Raw genomic sequence first — 17,023 nt, 5'->3', positions numbered from 1 at the left:
GGGCTTATGATCGCCCGCAAGCGTCGCGACAAGCCGAGCGTCAGCCCGCATCTACATCGGCGGGATCGACCCGCGCCGCATGGCGGGTGAAGATCAGGCCTTCGCGCTTGGACGGTTCGGCGCCCTCGATCGCAACGCCGTAGAGCTCCAGCTTGTGGCCGATCAGCTGGAAGCCCAGCCGTTCCGCGATCTCGTTCTTCAGCCGCTCGATCTCGGCGTCGAAGAATTCGATCACCTCGCCCGACTTGGTGTCGATCAGGTGGTCGTGGTGATCGTCGCCGGCCTCTTCATAGCGGCTGCGGCCGTCGCCGAAATCATGCTTCTCGACCACGCCCGCCTCTTCGAACAGGCGCACGGTGCGATAGACGGTGGCGATGGAGATGTGCGGATCGATGGCCGAGGCGCGGCGATACAGCTCTTCCACATCCGGGTGGTCCGCGGCGTTGGACAGCACCCGGGCGATCACCCGGCGCTGTTCGGTCATACGCATGCCGCGCTCGGCGCAGAGTTTTTCGATCCGGTCCATGCGCCTAGAATAGGGGCTTGGATCGCATCAGGGAAGCGTCAGGTTGGCGTTAGGCGCACAGAGGTCGCGGCTCATCACCACCGCATCGGTCCGCGATCCGTCGGCGCCCGCATAATAGGCTTTGCGGCGACCGATCGGATCGAACCCGGTCTGCTCATACAGGCTGCGCGCGGCGATATTGTCGTCGGCGACCTCCAGGAACAGCCGCGTCGCGCCGGCCTGGACCGCAGCGAGGGCCGCCGCCTCGACCAGACGTCGCCCCAGTCCGCGGCGACGCGCGGACGGGACCACGGCCAGGGTCAGGATTTCCGCCTCGTCGACCACGGTCCGGATCAGGATGAAGCCGTCGGGCTCGCTGACCGCCAGCACGCCCGGCTGCGACAGCAGATCGGCGAAGGTGTCGGCCCCCCACGGCGCGGCGAAGGCCTGGGCGTGCAAGGCGGCGAGTGAGGCGGGGTTCACCGCCGTCATGGCGCGGGCTGGCGCGGCTGACCCGGCAGGCGGCTGGGCGGCGTGGCGTCGGGCGCACGCAGATAGAGCGGACGGGGCGGATGGGTCGCCGGATCTGCGGCGGCGGCCAGGCGGGCCAGCGCCCCCGGAGACGCTGCGACCCGATCGTCCAGATGGGCGAAGGGCAGGTCGGGAAAGGCCTGGGTCACGACCGCCGCGCCATTGCCGACCAAAGCGACGCCCGGTCCGATGTCGGTGATCCGCCGCGCGGCCTCTTCCACCGATAACGCTTCATCGGGGCCAAGCGGCCCGCCGTCGGCGAAGAGGCGCGCATAGACCTGACCGCGCCGCGCATCGATCAGGGCTGCGATGGGACCATCTTGATCGGTGAGCGAGGCGGCGAGCGCGTCCAGCGCCGAAAGACCGACGACCCGCCGATCCAGCGCCGCGCCCAGACCCTGGGCAAAGGCCAGGCCGACGCGCAGACCGGTGAACGAGCCCGGCCCGACCGTGACGCCGATCCGGTCCAGGCTATCGAAACCGCCGCCCGCCTCGGCCATGACGTCGCGCACCAGGCCGCCGATCCGTTCCTGATGTCCCTTGGTCATCGGCTCGAAGCGCACGGCGACCGCGCGATCGTCCTCGAACACCGCCGCCGTGCAGGCGCCGAGCGCCGTATCGATCACCAGAAGTCTCATGGGCGTCTTCTAGGCGGCGCGTCGCAGAACCGCCACCGCGTCCGGATCAGAGGGTCTGCTCGACCCGCGTCACTTCGGGGACATAGTGGCGCATCATCTGCTCGACCCCGGCCTTCAAGGTCGCCGACGACGACGGGCAGCCGGCGCAGGCGCCGCGCATCCGCAGGTTAAGCACGCCCGTCGCCTCGTCGAAAGAATCAAACAGGATGTCGCCGCCGTCCTGGGCCACGGCGGGACGAATGCGGCTGTCCAGCAGGGCCTTGATTTCGGCGACGATCTCGCTGTCGTCCTCGGCATGGCCGTCGGTTTCGCCGCCGGCGCCGCGCGTCAGCGCCTGACCCGAGACGAAGTGATCCATGACGACGCCCAGGATCGGCGCCTTCATCTCCGACCATTCCGGACCCTGAGGCTGGCGGGTCACCGAAACATAGTCCGCGCCGAAGAAGACGCCGTCGACGCCTTCTAGTTCGAACAAGGCCTCCGCCAGCGGAGAGGCCGTCGCCTCGTCGATGGTGCGATATTCCAGCGCGGCGGTCGGCGACACGTCGCGGCCGGGCAGGAACTTCAGCACGTTCGGATTGGGCGTGGGTTCGGTCTGGATGAACATGGGCGGGAGATGCGCTCGCCCCCGCCCCGTTGCAAGACCCGAGTGGAACCTAGCGCCGCTTCAGCCCGCCCAGCAGACCGCGCATCAGCTCGCGGGTCAGGGTCGACCCAGCGGTGCGCAGGACCGACTTGGTCAGCGCCTCGACCGGGGTTTCGCGGGTGGACCGACGCGCCGGCCTTGCGGCCTCGCGCGCCGCCCGCGCTTCGGCCTGAGCCTGAGCCTTCGCCCGCGCCTCGGCGGCCTTCTGATCGGCCTTGGCCTGAGCGGCGGCGGCCTTGTCGGCCTCGGCCTGCGCCTTGGCCTGAACTTCAGCCTGATCGGCGGCGCTGTGGCGGTTGGCCAGGATTTCGGCGGCGGATTCGCGGTTCAGCACCTGCTCGTAAAGGCCCCGCACCGGACTGGCGGCCATGACGGCGGCGCGCTCCGTATCGGTCGCCGGACCCAGGCGCGAGGCCGGCGGGCGAATCTTGGTGCGGGCCACGATGGTCGGCGCGCCCTTTTCGTCCAGCACCGACACCAGGGCCTCGCCCACGCCCAGAGCCTGAATGGCCTCGGCCGTGTCGAAGGCGGCGTTGGCGCGGAAACTCTGCGAGGCCGCCCTCAGCCCCTTCTGTTCCGACGGCGTATAGGCGCGAAGCGCGTGCTGAATGCGGTTGCCCAGCTGGGCCAGGACGCTGTCGGGAATATCGGCCGGGTTTTGCGTCACGAAATAGACCCCGACGCCTTTTGACCGGATCAGGCGCACGACCTGTTCGACCTTTTCCAGCAGGGCGCGGGGGGCGTCGTTGAACAGCAGATGCGCCTCGTCGAAGAAGAAGACCAGGCGCGGCTTTTCCGGATCGCCCACCTCGGGAAGCTGTTCGAACAGCTCCGACAGCAGCCACAGCAGGAAGGCCGCGTACAGGCGCGGGCTGTTCATCAGCCGGGTCGAATCCAGGACATTGACCTGGCCCCGGCCGTCCAGGCCGACGCGGATCATGTCTTCCAGCTTCAGCACCGGTTCGCCGAAGAAGGCGTCGCCGCCCTGCTGCTCGACCTGCAACAGCGCGCGCTGGATGGCGGCGATGGAGGCGGGGGCGACATTGCCGACCTCGCGCCCGATCCGTTCGGCGTTCTCGCCGACATAGACCAGCAGGCTCCTCAGGTCGTCGAGGTCCAGCAGCAGCAGACCTTCCTTGTCCGCGACGTGGAAGACGACGGTCAGCACGCCCTCCTGCACCTCGTTCAGGTTCAGCATCCGCGCCATCAGCACCGGACCGATCTCGGACACCGTGGTGCGGATCGGATGCCCCTTCTGGCCATACAGGTCCCAGAAGACGGTCGGGGCGGCGCGCGGCGTCAGGGTCAGGCCCATCTCGGCTGCGCGGGCGATCAGCTTCTCATTCGGCGCGCCGACCTGAGAGATGCCCGACAGGTCGCCCTTCACATCGGCGCAGAAGACCGGCACCCCGGCGTCGGAAAAGCCCTGGGCCATGATCTGCAACGTGACCGTCTTGCCGGTGCCGGTCGCGCCGGCGACGACGCCGTGACGGTTGGCGCGGTTGAACAGCAGATTTTCCGGCTGGGCGGCGTCGGACTGGCCGAGGAACAGGCCGGGCAGGGCGTCGGGCATTGGGGTCTCCGATGGCGTCTCCGGCAAAGGTCTAGCGCGTTCCCCGCGCGCTCGGAACAGCGATTGACGGCGACGGCGGGCGGTTCGACAACATGCTCATGAAAAACCCCATCGCCACGCCATCCTCGGTCGCCGCTCGCAATGCCCTCGGCGTCATCGCCACGGTCGCGGCCGGGGCGGCGATCTACTGGCTGCGCGACATCCTGACGCCGCTGGCGATGGCCATCTTTCTCTTGATCATGATCGACGGGGTGAAGCGGTCGGTCGAGGCGCGCACGCCATTGAACAGCCGCATGGCCGGGATCGCGGCCCTGACGCTGGTGGTGCTGGCCTTCTTCGCCTCCATCGCCATCATCGTGAACGGGGCGGCGGGCTTCTTCGGCGAGGCGTCCGGCGTGTCGGCCAACATCGGCCCGCGCATCGATCAGATCATTCGCGACGCCTATGGGCTGGTGCGCTTGGCCAATCCGCCGACGGCGCAGGATCTGATCAGCGGCGTCGATGTGCGCGGCTGGCTGACATCCATGGCGTTCCAGGTGCAGGGCATCGCCTCGGGCGCCTTCTTCGTCCTGATCTATCTGGGCTTTCTGCTGGCCTCTCAGGTCGGCTTCCGGCGCAAAATCGTCGCCATGTTCCCGTCCGAGGCCCAGCGCGACGAGGCGGTCGCGGTGTTCCAGCGCGTACGCGGCGGGGTAGAGGGCTATATCTGGGTGCAGTCGGTGACCGGCGCGATGATCTGCGTCGTCGCCTGGATCCTGATGCGGGCCGTCGGGCTTCAGAACGCCGAGTTCTGGACCTTCGTGATCTTCATCGTCGGCTTCATCCCTGTTCTGGGCGGGGCGGTGGCCGGTCTGGCCCCGCCGCTGTTCGCCCTGGTCCAGTTCGAAAGCTATTGGCCCGCCGCCATCCTGCTGGTCGGGTTGCAGGTGATCCTGTTCGTCGTCGGCAACTTCATCCAGCCGCGCATGCAGGGCGACAACCAGAACATCGACCCAGTCGTGGTGCTGCTGGCCCTGGCCTTCTGGGGCAAGCTGTGGGGCGTGGTCGGCATGTTCCTGTCGACGCCGCTGGCGGTCATGGCCATGGCGATCCTGGCCGAGTTCAAGGGTTCGCGCTGGATGGCGATCCTGCTGTCGGGCGACGGCGAGCCCTATGCGAACGAGGGCAAGACGACCGACAAACCGAAGCCGACCCGCCGCAAGCCCGAACCGGAACCCGCAACGGAGGCTTGATCAGGGCTGCCAACCGCTGATCTGGTCCGCGTCGCTATCGCCGGCCAGGGCGCCGCGCGTCTTCTTCACCTCGGCCCAGGCGGCGCGCAGCAAGGCGGGCACGCCCTCTCCCGACACGCCGGACACCAGCATGGGACGGCGACCGGCGACAGCCTCCAGTTCGGCGGCCTTCTCCTCGCGCGCCTCCGGCGTCAGGGCGTCGATCTTGTTCAGGGCCAGGATTTCGGCCTTGTCCGCCAGACCCTCGCCATAGGCCTCCAGTTCGCCCCGAATGATGCGGTAGGCCTCGACGACATCGTCCTGCGTGCCGTCGATCAGGTGGATCAGGCTGGCCGAGCGTTCGACATGGCCCAGGAACCGCGTGCCGAGGCCCGCGCCCTCGCTGGCGCCCTCGATCAGGCCAGGAATGTCGGCGATGACGAACCGCTCTGACGGCGACAGGTCCACCATCCCCAGGTTCGGCGCCAGGGTGGTGAACGGATAGTCGGCGATCTTGGGCTTGGCGGCGCTAGCGGCCGACAGAAAGGTCGACTTTCCGGCATTGGGCAAACCCGCCAGACCGATGTCGGCGATCAGCTTCAGCCGCAGCCAGATCCAGCGTTCCTGACCGTCCTGGCCGGGGTTGGCGTAGGTCGGCGCCTGGTTGGTCGGCCCCTTGAAGCGCACATTGCCCCAGCCGCCGTTGCCGCCCTTCAGCAACAGCTCCATCTTGCCGGGCGTGTCCATGTCTAGCAGGACCGTTTCCTTGTCCTCGTCCAGCACCTGGGTGCCGACGGGGACCTTCAGATGCACGTCCTCGCCCTTGCCGCCGTGCATCTGGCGCCCCTGGCCGTGGTGGCCGGTCTGGGCCTTGAAATGCTGCTGATAGCGATAGTCGATCAGGGTGTTCAGACCCTCGACCGCCTCGATCCAGACATCCCCGCCCTTGCCGCCGTCGCCGCCGTCCGGGCCGCCGTTCGGGATGAATTTCTCGCGTCGAAACGAAACGGAGCCCGCGCCGCCGTTGCCGGAGCGGATATAGATCTTGGCCTGGTCGAGGAACTTCATCGCGGGCTTATGCCGCAGAAGCGCGGCGAATTACAGGCCCGGCGACCCGGCGCTATTTCAGCGCCAGCGTCACCGTCTTGACGTCCACATATTCGTCGATGCCGTGGATCGAGCCTTCGCGGCCATAGCCCGACTGCTTGACCCCGCCGAACGGGGCGACAGCGGTGGAGATCAGGCCGGTGTTGACCCCGCACATCCCCGCCTCAATCCGACGGCTGAACCGCATGGCCCGGTCCAGATCGCGCGTGAACAGATAGGAGGCGAGGCCATAGTCGCTGGCGTTGGCCTTCTCCAGCGCCTCGTCCTCGGTGTCGAAGGCGAAGACGGGGATCATGGGGCCAAACGTCTCTTCCTCACGGAACAGTTCATCATTTCCGCCCAAGGTGACGGTCGGCTGGAAGAAGCGGCCGCCCAGATCGTGGCGCGAGCCGCCGGTCAGCACGCGTCCGCCGTCGGCCTTGATCGCCGCCACATGCTTTTCGACCTTGTCGATGGCCTTGTCCTCGATCAGCGGCCCGACCTTCACGCCGTCGTCGAAGGCGGGACCGACCACGATCTTGGCCACCTCGGCGGCCAGTTTCTCGGCATAGGTCTCGGCGACCGACCGCTCGACATAGACGCGGTTCGGACAGACGCAGGTCTGGCCCGAGTTCCTGAACTTGCCCTTGATGGTCTCCGCCACGGCCAGATCCAGATCGGCGTCGGCGAAGACGATCAGCGGCGCCGCGCCGCCCAGCTCCATCGACACCCGCTTCAGCGTTCCCGCGCACTGCTCGGCCAGTTTGCGGCCTACCCCGGTCGAGCCGGTGAAGGACAGTTTGCGGATGTCCGGGCTGTCGGTCAGCGCCTTGCCGATGGTGGCGGCGTCCCCGGTGACGATCGACAGGGCGCCTTTCGGCAGGCCCGCTTCATAGGCCAGTTCGGCCAGGGCGATGGCGGTGAAGGGCGTCTGGCTGGCCGGCTTGACCACGGCGGTGCAGCCTGCCGCGAACGCCGGCCCCAGCTTTCGCGTCAGCATGGCGGCGGGGAAGTTCCAGGGCGTGATCAGGGCGCAGGGTCCGACAGCCTCGCGATAGGTCAGGATCAGATGGCCCAGCGGACTGTCCTGGGTCTCGCCGATCAGCCGCTCGGCTTGGCCCGCGAACCATTTCAAGAAGCCGTTGGCGTAGGTGACCTCGCCCTTGGCCTCCTCGAACGGCTTGCCGTTCTCCAGCGCCATCAGGGCGCCAAGACCCTCCAGGTTGTCGTCGATCAGCGCCGCCCATTTGCGCAGGAAGGCGGCGCGCGCGTGCGGGTCGGATCGCGACCAGGTCTTGAACGTCTCGCTCGCCGCCGCGATGGCCTGTTCGGTCTCGTCGGCGCCCAGATCGGGGACGTGGCCGATCACATCGCCGGTCGCCGGATCATCGACGGCGATGCCGCCGCCGTTGGCGGGTACGGCCTTGCCGGCGATCAGGGCGTGCTGGCGCAAGAGTTTGAGGCCGGCGTCGCGGGCGGTGTGGTTCACGGGATGGCTCCTATCGCGGTCCTGAAACGAACAAGGCCCCGACGATGCGGGGCCTTGCCGGTCGAATGCTTCAGCCTGGGCTGCAGCCGTCGATTAGTTCTTGGCGTCTTGAGCGGCGCCGGTCACGGCCTGGCCGGCGGCCTGGGTGTCGCGGCCCACGCCTTCGACAGTGTTGCAGGCGGCGGTGGTCAGGGCGGCGGCGGCGGCGACCAGAACGAAAATCTTGCGCATAGGGGAAGCTCCAGGGTTGGCCGGGGTGAAACTCCGCCGGTCTCGGCTCATCAACGCGACGCCAGCGCTGCGGTTCCGGGCGTCTTGTCCGCCGGATCGACGGGCGCGAGTGCTTCGGGGGTGGCGAAGATCATGCGGGCGATGGTGCCGCCGCCGGGCGGGGCGGCGAACTCGGTCTCGCCGCGCAGCTGTTTGGCGAAGGCGCTCATCAGGGTGCGGCCCACCCCGACCTCGGCGCCGGCCTGGGCGCCTGGGCCATTGTCTTCGACTTCCAGAACCGATGTCTCGCCCTGGACGCGGAAGCGCACCTTCAGCTCGCCGCCGCTGTGGGCGAAGGCGTGTTTCTGCGCATTGCTGACCGCTTCGACAAGCCACAGCGCCAGGGGCGCCAGCTTGTCGGGATCGACATGCAGGGAATCGGCGTCCACCGAGCTGATGACCACCGGTCCGCGCCCGGCTTCGCTTGCGATCAGCTGTCCCACCAGTTCGTTCAGAAACTCGCGCGCATCGGCGTGGCGGATGTCGTTGCTCTGATAAAGGGTGCGGTAGATCAGGGCCAAGGCCGAGATGCGCTGGCGCGTATCACCCAGCGCCGCCTTGGCCGGTGCATCGGTTAGCGCGCGCTGCTGCATCGACAGCAGGGAGGAGATGATCTGAAGGTTGTTCTTCACCCGGTGATGGATTTCGCGCATCAGCGCGTCCTTTTCCATCAAGGCGTCCGTCAGCTCGCGGTCGCGCAGGGTGATAGCCTCGGCCATCTCGTCCAGGGTGCGCGCCATGGTGCGGATTTCCGACGGGGCGTTCATCGCCTGCAGCGGACGCACCGAGAACCGACCCTTGGCGTAGATGGCCGCGACCCGCTCCAGATAGTCCAGCCAGCGGATGAAGATGCGTTCGGACAGCAGCATCACCGCCGCGAACGCCGTCAACCAAGCGCCCAGCGGCAGCAGCAGGGTGCCGATCGGATTGAGCCGCGCCCATGACAGCCAGCCGGGCGCCGGGGCTGACAACAGGGCGTAAAGATCGCCGCCGGCCAGGGCCGCGCCCGCATAGTCGCGGCGCTGATTCTGCGCATCCTTCGCTTCGAACACGGCGGACCCTTGATCGCGCGCTCGGCCGACCCAGCCGGCGATGTCGTCGCCGGCCGACAGTTTGAAGACGTCGGGATCGCTGGCCGTCAGAATGCGGCCGGCGCCGTCGGTCAATACCGCTTCCGCGTCCGAGGGCAGGGCGGGGTCGGCCACATCGGGTTGCAGGGCGGAGAAGGGGATCACGGCGACCATGGCGCCGTCGAAACGGCCCATCGGGCGCTCGGCGCGGGTGGCCACGATCAGCGCGCCTTCATAGCCGGCGCCATCGGGGGCGCGCATGACGACCAGTTCTTCGCCATTGCGCAACCGCTGGAACCAGGTCGCCTGGGCGGCGGGCGCCACGCCGGATCTCACGCCGTCCGCCCGGCCCGAGGCGCACACCGCCTCGCCCGTCGGGCTGATGCGATACAGACCCTCGTAACCTTCCAGACGTCCGACCAGCGCCGTCAGGCGCGGTGCGCAATAGGGGCCGACCGCATCGGGGCTGAGCGCGCGCAACAGCACCTGGGCGCTGTCCAGCTTGGCCTTGGCGCTGGAGGCGCTGCGTTCGGCCGCCAGTTGAAGGTCGACCTGCCGGTCGTCGGCCTGTCTTTGGAAGTCCGCCTGGGTCTGGATCAGGCTGAGAACGAAGATCGGCAGCAGGGCCATGGCCATGGCCGCACCCAGTCGAAACCGGATGCCCTGAAAGCGATCCGATTTCCACGTGCGACCGAGCCGCGACCTGGAGGCCTCCCTGCTCGTCTCGTTCACCGCCGCTTAGCTCCGGGCGCCGGCCAGCCTGTCGGCCTCGCCCAAGATCGTGCGCATGGCGTCGCCGGCCGCTTCACCGTCGCGGCCGTAACCGCCCCGCTCCAGCGTGGCTTGCAAGGCCCGGCGTGCGCGGCTGACGCGGCTCTTCACCGTGCCGACGGCGCAGCCGCAGATTTCGGCTGCTTCTTCATAGGCGAAGCCGCCGGCGCCGACCAGAATCAAGGCTTCGCGTTGCTCTTCGGGCAGGGTCTTCAGAGCCTGACGCAGTTCGTCCAGAGCGACGGGCGCCTCGGGATCGTCCACGGCGACCAGGGTCCGCTCGGCGGCCTCCTGATCCAGCTGCGACTGGCGCCACGAGCGGCGCTTTTCGGAATAGAACTGGTTGCGCAGGATCATGAAGGTCCAGGCCTTCATGTTCGTGCCCATCTGATAGCTGGCGCGCGCATCCCAGGCCTTCATCATGGCGTCCTGCGCCAGATCGTCGGCGGCGGTCGGGTCGCCGGTCAAGGTCCGGGCGAAGGCGCGCAGATGCGGGATCAGCAGGACCAGTTCGCGCTTGAAGCCCTCGTCGTCGGCCGACGCGGGTTTGGGGGCGGCGCCCAGGCGTGAGGTGCTCATGCGGCGCTGTCCGAAGACTTGGCGTCGGCGCGTTTCAGGATATCGAGAAACTCATCGGGCACGGGTTCGTTGACGACCTCGTCGAACATGTGCCGCAGCTTGACGCCAATGGCCTGTTGGCGAAGGCGAGCTTCTTCAAGCCCTGCCTCCCCCTTCTGTTCGCCTTTGGGACGAGAGGAGTCCGGAGAATCGATCATAGACAGAGCCAAGCCCACCCAACTGTCATCGCGAGAAGATGTCGGTCTCAAACGTCATCAGACCGGCCGGGTTCCTGCATGGACGTCTTTTAATGCTAAAGCTTGTTCGCCACGGCGGAACCGTGATGCGAATGTGACGTTTAGGGCTGATGTAGCGCCCCGCCTTGCCGGCCGGGCTGTGATTTGTCGGGGACTATCTGAATGAGCCTTCTGGCCAGACTCGCGCCGCACCTTCCTTATGTGCGCCGTTACGCACGCGCCCTGACCGGCGATCAATCTACCGGCGACAACTATGTCCGCGTCGCTCTGGAGGCCCTGGCCGCCGGCGAGCAGCAGCTGTCGGCTGACATGACGCCGCGGGTCGCTCTTTATCATGTCTTCCACGCGATCTGGTCCTCGACCGGCGCGCAGCTGGAAACTGGCACGCTGGAAACCACGGGCAGCGACGCCTCGCAGCGTCTGCTGCGTATCGCCCCGCGCTCGCGTCAGGCCTTCCTGCTGACCGCGCTTGAAGGCTTCACCCCCTCGGAAGCCGCGCAAATCCTGTCCGCCGATCCGCGCGACGTGGAACGTCTGATCGCCGACGCCCAAGCCGACATCGACGCCGAACTGGCCACCGATGTTCTGGTCATCGAGGACGAGGCCATCATTTCGGCCGACATCCAGAGCCTGGTCACGGAACTGGGTCACCGCGTCACCGGCACCGCCACGACGCACGACGAGGCGATCGACGCCGTCGCCCGCCACAAGCCGGGTCTGGTACTGGCTGACATCCAGCTGGCCGACGGCTCGTCGGGCATTGATGCGGTCAAGGATATCCTGAAGACCATGGACGTGCCGGTGATCTTCATCACCGCCTTCCCGGAGCGTCTGTTGACCGGCGAGCGTCCCGAACCGACATTCCTGATCACCAAGCCCTTCCAGCCGGAAACGGTGAAGGCGGCGATCAGCCAGGCGCTGTTCTTCCACCCGTCGCGCCAGAAGGAAGCCGCTTAAAACGCGATCTTTCGTTGACGACAAGATCGGCCTCGGTCCCTCGGGATCGAGGCCTTTTCTTTGGTTTGCGCCGGCATTGATGGGCCAAAGTACGAAAGCGCAAAAAAAGCGATCGAGAACGGGAACCGGCTTCGGGCGCCGCCGTTATCGGTCCGTGGAGGCGGCGACGCCCCCCGACTTGATCTGCGAAAGCTGATCATGCCGCCTCCGCGCCTCATTCTCGATGATGCCACTTCAAAGCGATCCGAAAGGGTCGCTTTTTTCTTGGCGCGCACCTCGACCGAAGCCGCCGTCGCGGCCAAGATGGTGGTCAAAGAAAACGCACGGAGAGACGCTAATGGCTTCGACAAGCGGCAAGACGAACCGTCAATGGGTGCTGCGCCAGCGACCCAAGGGCCTGATCCAGCCCGGCGATCTGGAACTGGTCGAGACGGCCATCCCTGATCTGAAGGAGAACGAGGTGCTGGTCCGCACCGTCTATCTGTCGCTGGACCCGACCAATCGCACCTGGATGAACGATTCCGAGGGTTATCTGCCGCCGGTCGGCCTGGGCGAGGTCATGCGCGGCCTGACGCTGGGCGTGGTCGAAGCCTCGCGATCCAGCCGCTTCAAAACAGGCGATGTCGTCATGCCGACCTCGGGCGGCTGGGCCGACTATGCGGTCGTGCCGGAAAGCGGCCTGCGTCCGGTGCATCGTGCGCCCGGTTTGCCGCTGACCGCGAATATGTCGGTGCTTGGCATGACCGGCCTGACCGCCTATTTCGGCGTCACCGACGTGCTGAAGGCCAAGGAAGGCGAGACCATCGTCATCTCGGCGGCCGCCGGCGCGGTCGGCTCCGTCGCGGGGCAGATCGCCAAACAGCGCGGCTGCCGCGTCATCGGCATCGCGGGCGGCCCGCAGAAGTGCGCCTGGCTGACCGACGAACTCGGCTTCGACGCGGCCATCGATTACAAGAACGAGGATGTCGGCGAGGCGCTGGATCGTCTGGCCCCCGACGGCGTCGATCTGAACTTCGAGAATGTCGGCGGCGACATCATGATCGCGGTGTTCAACCGGCTGAAGGTCCATGGCCGGATGGCGGTCTGCGGCCTTGTGTCCTCCTACAATGCGACCAAGGCGCCGCCGTCGCCGAACTTCGCGCGCATCATCACCCATCGCTTGCACGTCCAGGGCTTCCTGGTTCTGGACTACGCCCCTCGCGCTCGCGAGATGGTCGCGGAAATGGGCCCGTGGCTGGCGGACGGCCGGGTGAAATGGAAGGTTCACGTCGACGACGGGCTGGAAGGCGCGGTAGGCTCGTTGAATCGCTTGTTCACCGGCGATCACGACGGCAAGCTGCTGGTTCGCGTTTCCGAAGAACCCGCCTGAACCCAAGGTCTGCGCATGAGCGATCCGCTGCACGTCCATTTCGAAGACCTGGAGGTGGGGCAGGTTGTGCCGCTGGGCGCCTGTGCGGTCGATCAGGGGGCGCTGGACGTCTTCATCGAGCGGTTCTCGCCGGGCTGGGACGTGGCCTACGGCGCACCGGACGCCATGGTCTATGTGCTGTGGAGTCGACTGGCGGCCGACAAGTCCGGCGGCTGGGCCCAGACCAAGGTCCTGGCCGTCGATGGGCTGCGTTACATGCGCAATCCGCCGGCCGGCGAACTCTTGCGGGGTCGCATGACAGTGATGGGCAAGGACCCGGTCGGCGACGACAAGGGCATCGTCATCGCCTCGCATGACCTGCTGGACGAGGCCGGGCGTCTGGTCTTTTCCTGCCTGACGCGCGCGCTGTTCTCGCGCCGCTGAAACGAAAAACGCCCCGCCGGCGAACCGGCGGGGCGTTGATCGATCTTCGACAGACCGGATCCTAGTTGACCGACGTCGGGGCCTGGGCCTGACGCATCACGGCCATGGCGATCAGGCGATCCCAACCGACCAGCGACACCAGGTGGGCGTAGATCTGGCCCAGGGCGCCGTTGTCGCGCAGCTCGACCAGCTTCTCGGCGGGCAGGGCGCGCAGCTTGTCTTCCGACACCGCATAGTATTCGGCCAGCTTCTGCGGCTGACCCGGCGTGCCGTCGGGATTGCGCGGCGTGAAGTGGGCTTCGCGGATGTCCAGCAGGTCCAGATCCTTGACCAGAGCGACGAAGCCCTCGGTGCGCTGGCGCTCCTGTTCGAAGTTGTTGCAGAACTCCATCGCCATATTCGTGTAGTCGCTGGGCTGGCCGTCGACGAACAGCGGGTTCTGGCCGCCCTCGGCGACGATCGAGGCGCCGCGGTCGATGCACAGGATCAGGCGCTGGTTCTGCTTGTCGTCGGCGAAGACGAACGGATAGCGGCGCACATAGGCCGGCACATAGGCGTCGGCGCGGAACTCGCCGTCCGGCGCGACGAACAGGTTTTCGTTGGAGCTCAGGCCCATCACGGCCACCGGCTGGCGGTTCTCGCCGGTGAAGATGATCGGGTAAGACAGGGCGGCGGCCGAGAATTCGGTGACCGTCAGCGGCACGATATTGGTCTGGGCCACGAAGGCGTAGGGCTTGTCGCTCGGGTTCACGCCCAAGCCGCCGTGGACGCTCTGATCCAGCGGTTCGGGGTTGGTGTAGAAGAGGACGTTGCCTTCAAGCGGCGAATTGTTCGTGTCGGTCATGAAGCGAGGACGCTCTGGTTAAAGATCGGAAGGCGGGCCTTCTAGCCCAACGCCGCGCAACCGGCAAACCCGCGATGCGTCGGTTGCAGTGGGGATCGCCAGCCATTAGCTGTGGCGTATGGGTTTCGCCTGCGATCATGACCATGACCACTCCGGCCTGAACGGCGGGGCGCTGGACCGCGCCTTGGCGGCGGCCGAGGCGCGCGCGGTCCAGCAGGGCGAGCGGATGACCGCCCAGCGTCGGCGCGTCCTGGCGCTGCTGCTGGAAAGCGGCGAGCCGGTGAAGGCCTACGATCTGATCGCGCGCTTCGGCGAAGACGGCCAGGCCGCCAAGCCGCCGACCGTCTATCGCGCGCTGGAGTTTCTGGAACGGCTGGGCATGGTCCACCGCATCGCCTCGATCAGCGCCTATGTCGCCTGCACCGACGACGGCGAGGCCGCCCACGCGGCCGCCTTTTTGATCTGCGACTGCTGCGGCGCGACGCGCGAGGTCAGCGGCCCGGACCAGAGCGCCATGAACGCCGCCGCATCCGCCGCCGGCTACGCCATCGCCCGCACGACGATCGAGGCGCACGGTCGCTGCGCCGCCTGTCGCGACGTCGCATGACCATGGATGCGGCGTTGATGTCCCCACCGCGTCGCCTGTCCGTGCCGATCGACAATCGCTGGGGCGCCGGCGCGATGGCCGTGCTGGATTTCGGCGATCCGAACCGGCCGGTCGACCTGATCTTCTCTCACGCCAACGGCTTCAACGCCGCCACCTATCGCAGCCTGTTGTCGCCGTTGTCGGCGTCCTTGCGGATCTGGGCGCCGGATCTGCGAGGGCATGGCCGATCGGCCTTGCCGACCTTCGCGAGGCCCAAGACCAGCTGGCTGGACCACCGCGACGACCTGCTGGCGCTGCTGGAGGCCATCGACGGCCCGCCCGTGGTCATGGCCGGCCATTCGATGGGCGGCACGGCCTCGCTTCTGGCGGCCGCCGTCCGGCCGGATCGGGTGTCCAGCCTGGTGCTGTTCGATCCGGTGATCTGGAAACGCTCGGCGGTCTTCGCCTTCAACCTGCCCTTCGCCCACAAGCTGATGAAGGCGATCCCTATCGCCAAGGCTACCCTGCGCCGTCGCAGCCAGTTCGACAGCCGCGAACAGGCCATGGCCGCCTATCGCGGGCGCGGCGCGTTCAAGGGTTGGCCCGATATGGTCCTGGCCGACTATCTTTCCGAAGGTTTGAACGAAGGCGACGGCGGATTCAGCCTGACCGCCGCGCCGGCCTGGGAGGCGGCCAACTACGCAGCCCAGGCGCACGATCCGTGGCGGGCCATGAAACGCTATCCCGGACCGGTTCGCATCCTCAAAGCCGAGCATGGCGCCCTGACCCATGTGCCGATCCAGCCCCGTGGCCTGCCCAATGTCTCGGTCGAGGTCGTGTCCGGCGGCGGACACCTGTTCCCCATGACCCATGCCGACGTGGCGCGCGACGCCCTGTTCGACGCCGCCGTCTGAGAACGAATTCTGTAGGCGGAGCATGGGCGCGCGCTATAAGGGCGCCGCTGAGCACAACGCCCGCCGCCCGAGACGCCGCTTGTCCTTCTTCCACGCCGGTCCCGCGCCCAAAGGCGCCGGCCCCCGCTCCGGGGCGCTACGCGACGGCTTGATCCTCGCTCCAGGCATGAAGGTCGGCCTGTTCGGCGGCTCCTTCAATCCCGCCCACGACGGTCACGCCCATGTCGCCGAGACCGCCATGCGACGTCTGGATCTCGACCGGGTCGTCTGGCTGGTCTCGCCGCAGAACCCGTTGAAGGATGCCCGTCACAGCGCGCCGCTGAAGGACCGCATGGCCTCGGCGCGCCAGCACGCACGCGGTCCGTCGATGATCGTCTCGGACTTCGAGAGTCGGGCCGGCGTCGCCTGGACCGTGGACACCCTGCGCCTTCTGGTCGCGCGGCATCCCGGCGTGCATTTCGTCTGGCTGATGGGGTCGGACAATCTGGCCAGCTTCCACCGCTGGCGAGGCTGGACCGACATCATGCGGCTGATGCCGGTGGCGGTCATCGCCCGGCCGGGTTCGCTGCTGGACAGCCGCACGGCGCCCGCCGCCGCCCGCTTCGCCGGTTTCCGCATTCCGGCCCAGCAGGCGGGGCTTCTGCCGACGCTTCAGGCGCCCGCCTGGACCTATCTGACGGCGCCGCTCAACCCCCTGTCGTCCACGGCGATCAGGACCGGAAAAGGCGAGCGCGCGACCTCGTGATCGCCGGATGATTCGGGCGGCGGTTCACGTTGCGGCCCATCCGTGCTAGAGGGCTTCTTTAGTCAACGCTCCCGGAGCCCTCCGCTGACCCCCTCGCCCGCGTATGATACGCAAGACGCCGCCGTTTCGAATACGGCGCACGAGATGGACCCTATCGAACCTCTCCATTCCGAAGACGGCTTTGAATCCGACGCCTCCCCGCGCGGCTTCGACGATTCCGCTCCCCGCCCCGTCGGCTCCACGCCGCTGGAAGAAGCCCTGCTGAGCCGCCTCGACGAGGACAAGGCCCAGGACATGGTCCTGATCGACCTGAAGGGCAAAAGCGCCATGGCCGACACCATGATCGTGGCGTCCGGTCGTTCGCACCGTCACGTCGGCGCCATCGCCGACCACCTGCTGCGCACGCTCAAAGAACAGGGGCTGGGCAAGGCCAAGGTCGAGGGCCTGCCGCACTGCGACTGGGTTCTGATCGACGCCGGCGATGTGATCGTGCACCTGTTCCGCCCGGAAGTCCGCACCTTCTACAACATCGAAAAGATCTGGGCGGTCGATTCCGCCCACCGCATGGTCCGCGACTGAC

At 67.4% G+C, this 17,023-nt stretch carries 20 protein-coding genes; 8 read left to right on the top strand and 12 right to left on the bottom strand.

Annotation, left to right across the window (positions count from 1 at the left end; translation table 11 throughout):
* Nucleotides 1-40: 40 nt before the first annotated feature.
* The 5 genes from E7T10_RS00610 to E7T10_RS00590 are packed head-to-tail and all read right to left on the bottom strand — an operon-like array spanning nucleotide 41 to nucleotide 3,893.
* Nucleotides 41-526, bottom strand: coding sequence for a Fur family transcriptional regulator (locus E7T10_RS00610; RefSeq protein ID WP_017505496.1), 486 nt, complete (start codon nucleotides 524-526; stop codon nucleotides 41-43).
* Between the two features lie 27 nt (nucleotides 527-553).
* A complete protein-coding gene (locus E7T10_RS00605) occupies nucleotides 554-997 on the bottom strand; it encodes a GNAT family N-acetyltransferase (protein ID WP_137720297.1) in 444 nt (147 codons plus the stop codon).
* The gene (gene tsaB, locus E7T10_RS00600) at nucleotides 994-1,674 is read right to left on the bottom strand and encodes a tRNA (adenosine(37)-N6)-threonylcarbamoyltransferase complex dimerization subunit type 1 TsaB (RefSeq protein ID WP_137720296.1); all 681 of its coding nucleotides are present in this window, start codon (nucleotides 1,672-1,674) and stop codon (nucleotides 994-996) included. The genes E7T10_RS00605 and tsaB overlap by 4 nt, the downstream gene beginning before the upstream one ends.
* 46 nt (nucleotides 1,675-1,720) lie before the next feature.
* Nucleotides 1,721-2,281: a NifU family protein gene (locus E7T10_RS00595; RefSeq protein ID WP_055808867.1), complete on the bottom strand. Its 561-nt coding sequence runs from the start codon at nucleotides 2,279-2,281 to the stop codon at nucleotides 1,721-1,723.
* 49 nt (nucleotides 2,282-2,330) lie between these two features.
* Nucleotides 2,331-3,893 (bottom strand): helicase HerA-like domain-containing protein, encoded by a 1,563-nt coding sequence (locus tag E7T10_RS00590; RefSeq protein ID WP_137720295.1) that lies wholly within the window; start codon nucleotides 3,891-3,893, stop codon nucleotides 2,331-2,333.
* Between the two features lie 98 nt (nucleotides 3,894-3,991).
* Between E7T10_RS00590 and E7T10_RS00585 the strand changes: the two genes are divergently transcribed.
* Nucleotides 3,992-5,125 (top strand): AI-2E family transporter, encoded by a 1,134-nt coding sequence (locus E7T10_RS00585; RefSeq protein WP_137720294.1) that lies wholly within the window; start codon nucleotides 3,992-3,994, stop codon nucleotides 5,123-5,125.
* Here E7T10_RS00585 and obgE read toward each other — a convergent pair whose 3' ends face one another.
* The 6 genes from obgE to E7T10_RS00555 all read right to left on the bottom strand — a co-directional run bounded on the left by obgE (nucleotide 5,126) and on the right by E7T10_RS00555 (nucleotide 10,566).
* Nucleotides 5,126-6,172 (bottom strand): GTPase ObgE, encoded by a 1,047-nt coding sequence (gene obgE, locus E7T10_RS00580; protein ID WP_055754561.1) that lies wholly within the window; start codon nucleotides 6,170-6,172, stop codon nucleotides 5,126-5,128.
* 52 nt (nucleotides 6,173-6,224) lie between these two features.
* Nucleotides 6,225-7,679, bottom strand: a complete 1,455-nt coding sequence (locus tag E7T10_RS00575) for an NAD-dependent succinate-semialdehyde dehydrogenase (RefSeq protein WP_137720293.1) — start codon at nucleotides 7,677-7,679, stop codon at nucleotides 6,225-6,227.
* 93 nt (nucleotides 7,680-7,772) lie between these two features.
* Nucleotides 7,773-7,910 carry an entericidin A/B family lipoprotein gene (locus E7T10_RS00570; RefSeq protein WP_017505506.1) on the bottom strand — a complete coding sequence of 46 codons (138 nt, stop codon included), beginning with the start codon at nucleotides 7,908-7,910 and terminating at the stop codon, nucleotides 7,773-7,775.
* 50 nt (nucleotides 7,911-7,960) lie between these two features.
* On the bottom strand, nucleotides 7,961-9,655 hold the full coding sequence (locus E7T10_RS00565; protein ID WP_137720292.1) for a sensor histidine kinase: 1,695 nt from the start codon (nucleotides 9,653-9,655) through the stop codon (nucleotides 7,961-7,963).
* 102 nt (nucleotides 9,656-9,757) lie between these two features.
* Nucleotides 9,758-10,369 (bottom strand): sigma-70 family RNA polymerase sigma factor, encoded by a 612-nt coding sequence (locus tag E7T10_RS00560; protein WP_017505508.1) that lies wholly within the window; start codon nucleotides 10,367-10,369, stop codon nucleotides 9,758-9,760.
* A complete protein-coding gene (locus E7T10_RS00555) occupies nucleotides 10,366-10,566 on the bottom strand; it encodes a NepR family anti-sigma factor (RefSeq protein ID WP_112862830.1) in 201 nt (66 codons plus the stop codon). The genes E7T10_RS00560 and E7T10_RS00555 overlap by 4 nt, the downstream gene beginning before the upstream one ends.
* 201 nt (nucleotides 10,567-10,767) lie before the next feature.
* Between E7T10_RS00555 and E7T10_RS00550 the strand changes: the two genes are divergently transcribed.
* The 3 genes from E7T10_RS00550 (at nucleotide 10,768) to E7T10_RS00540 (ending at nucleotide 13,354) form a co-directional block, all read left to right on the top strand.
* Nucleotides 10,768-11,562 (top strand): response regulator, encoded by a 795-nt coding sequence (locus E7T10_RS00550; protein ID WP_026108480.1) that lies wholly within the window; start codon nucleotides 10,768-10,770, stop codon nucleotides 11,560-11,562.
* 337 nt (nucleotides 11,563-11,899) lie between these two features.
* Nucleotides 11,900-12,931: an NADP-dependent oxidoreductase gene (locus E7T10_RS00545; RefSeq protein ID WP_137720291.1), complete on the top strand. Its 1,032-nt coding sequence runs from the start codon at nucleotides 11,900-11,902 to the stop codon at nucleotides 12,929-12,931.
* 15 nt (nucleotides 12,932-12,946) lie between these two features.
* Nucleotides 12,947-13,354 (top strand): acyl dehydratase, encoded by a 408-nt coding sequence (locus E7T10_RS00540; protein WP_017505512.1) that lies wholly within the window; start codon nucleotides 12,947-12,949, stop codon nucleotides 13,352-13,354.
* 61 nt (nucleotides 13,355-13,415) lie between these two features.
* Here the strand turns inward: E7T10_RS00540 and E7T10_RS00535 are convergent, their stop codons facing one another.
* Nucleotides 13,416-14,198 carry a SapC family protein gene (locus tag E7T10_RS00535; RefSeq protein ID WP_045809526.1) on the bottom strand — a complete coding sequence of 261 codons (783 nt, stop codon included), beginning with the start codon at nucleotides 14,196-14,198 and terminating at the stop codon, nucleotides 13,416-13,418.
* Between the two features lie 118 nt (nucleotides 14,199-14,316).
* On the opposite strand from E7T10_RS00535, the gene E7T10_RS00530 reads away from it, so the two are divergent.
* The 4 genes from E7T10_RS00530 to rsfS all read left to right on the top strand — a co-directional run bounded on the left by E7T10_RS00530 (nucleotide 14,317) and on the right by rsfS (nucleotide 17,022).
* Complete coding sequence (locus E7T10_RS00530) at nucleotides 14,317-14,805, top strand: Fur family transcriptional regulator (RefSeq protein ID WP_137720290.1); 489 nt, start codon at nucleotides 14,317-14,319, stop codon at nucleotides 14,803-14,805.
* Between the two features lie 2 nt (nucleotides 14,806-14,807).
* Nucleotides 14,808-15,698 (top strand): alpha/beta fold hydrolase, encoded by an 891-nt coding sequence (locus E7T10_RS00525; RefSeq protein WP_210416187.1) that lies wholly within the window; start codon nucleotides 14,808-14,810, stop codon nucleotides 15,696-15,698.
* Nucleotides 15,699-15,720: 22 nt separating this feature from the next.
* Nucleotides 15,721-16,443, top strand: a complete 723-nt coding sequence (locus tag E7T10_RS00520) for a nicotinate-nucleotide adenylyltransferase (RefSeq protein WP_246846065.1) — start codon at nucleotides 15,721-15,723, stop codon at nucleotides 16,441-16,443.
* Between the two features lie 144 nt (nucleotides 16,444-16,587).
* A complete protein-coding gene (gene rsfS, locus E7T10_RS00515) occupies nucleotides 16,588-17,022 on the top strand; it encodes a ribosome silencing factor (RefSeq protein WP_082064315.1) in 435 nt (144 codons plus the stop codon).
* Nucleotide 17,023: the final 1 nt, after the last annotated feature.

The organism is Brevundimonas sp. SGAir0440 (genome assembly GCF_005484585.1).
In the GTDB taxonomy this organism is placed as follows: domain Bacteria; phylum Pseudomonadota; class Alphaproteobacteria; order Caulobacterales; family Caulobacteraceae; genus Brevundimonas.
This window is presented reverse-complemented; position numbering and strand designations above follow the sequence as displayed.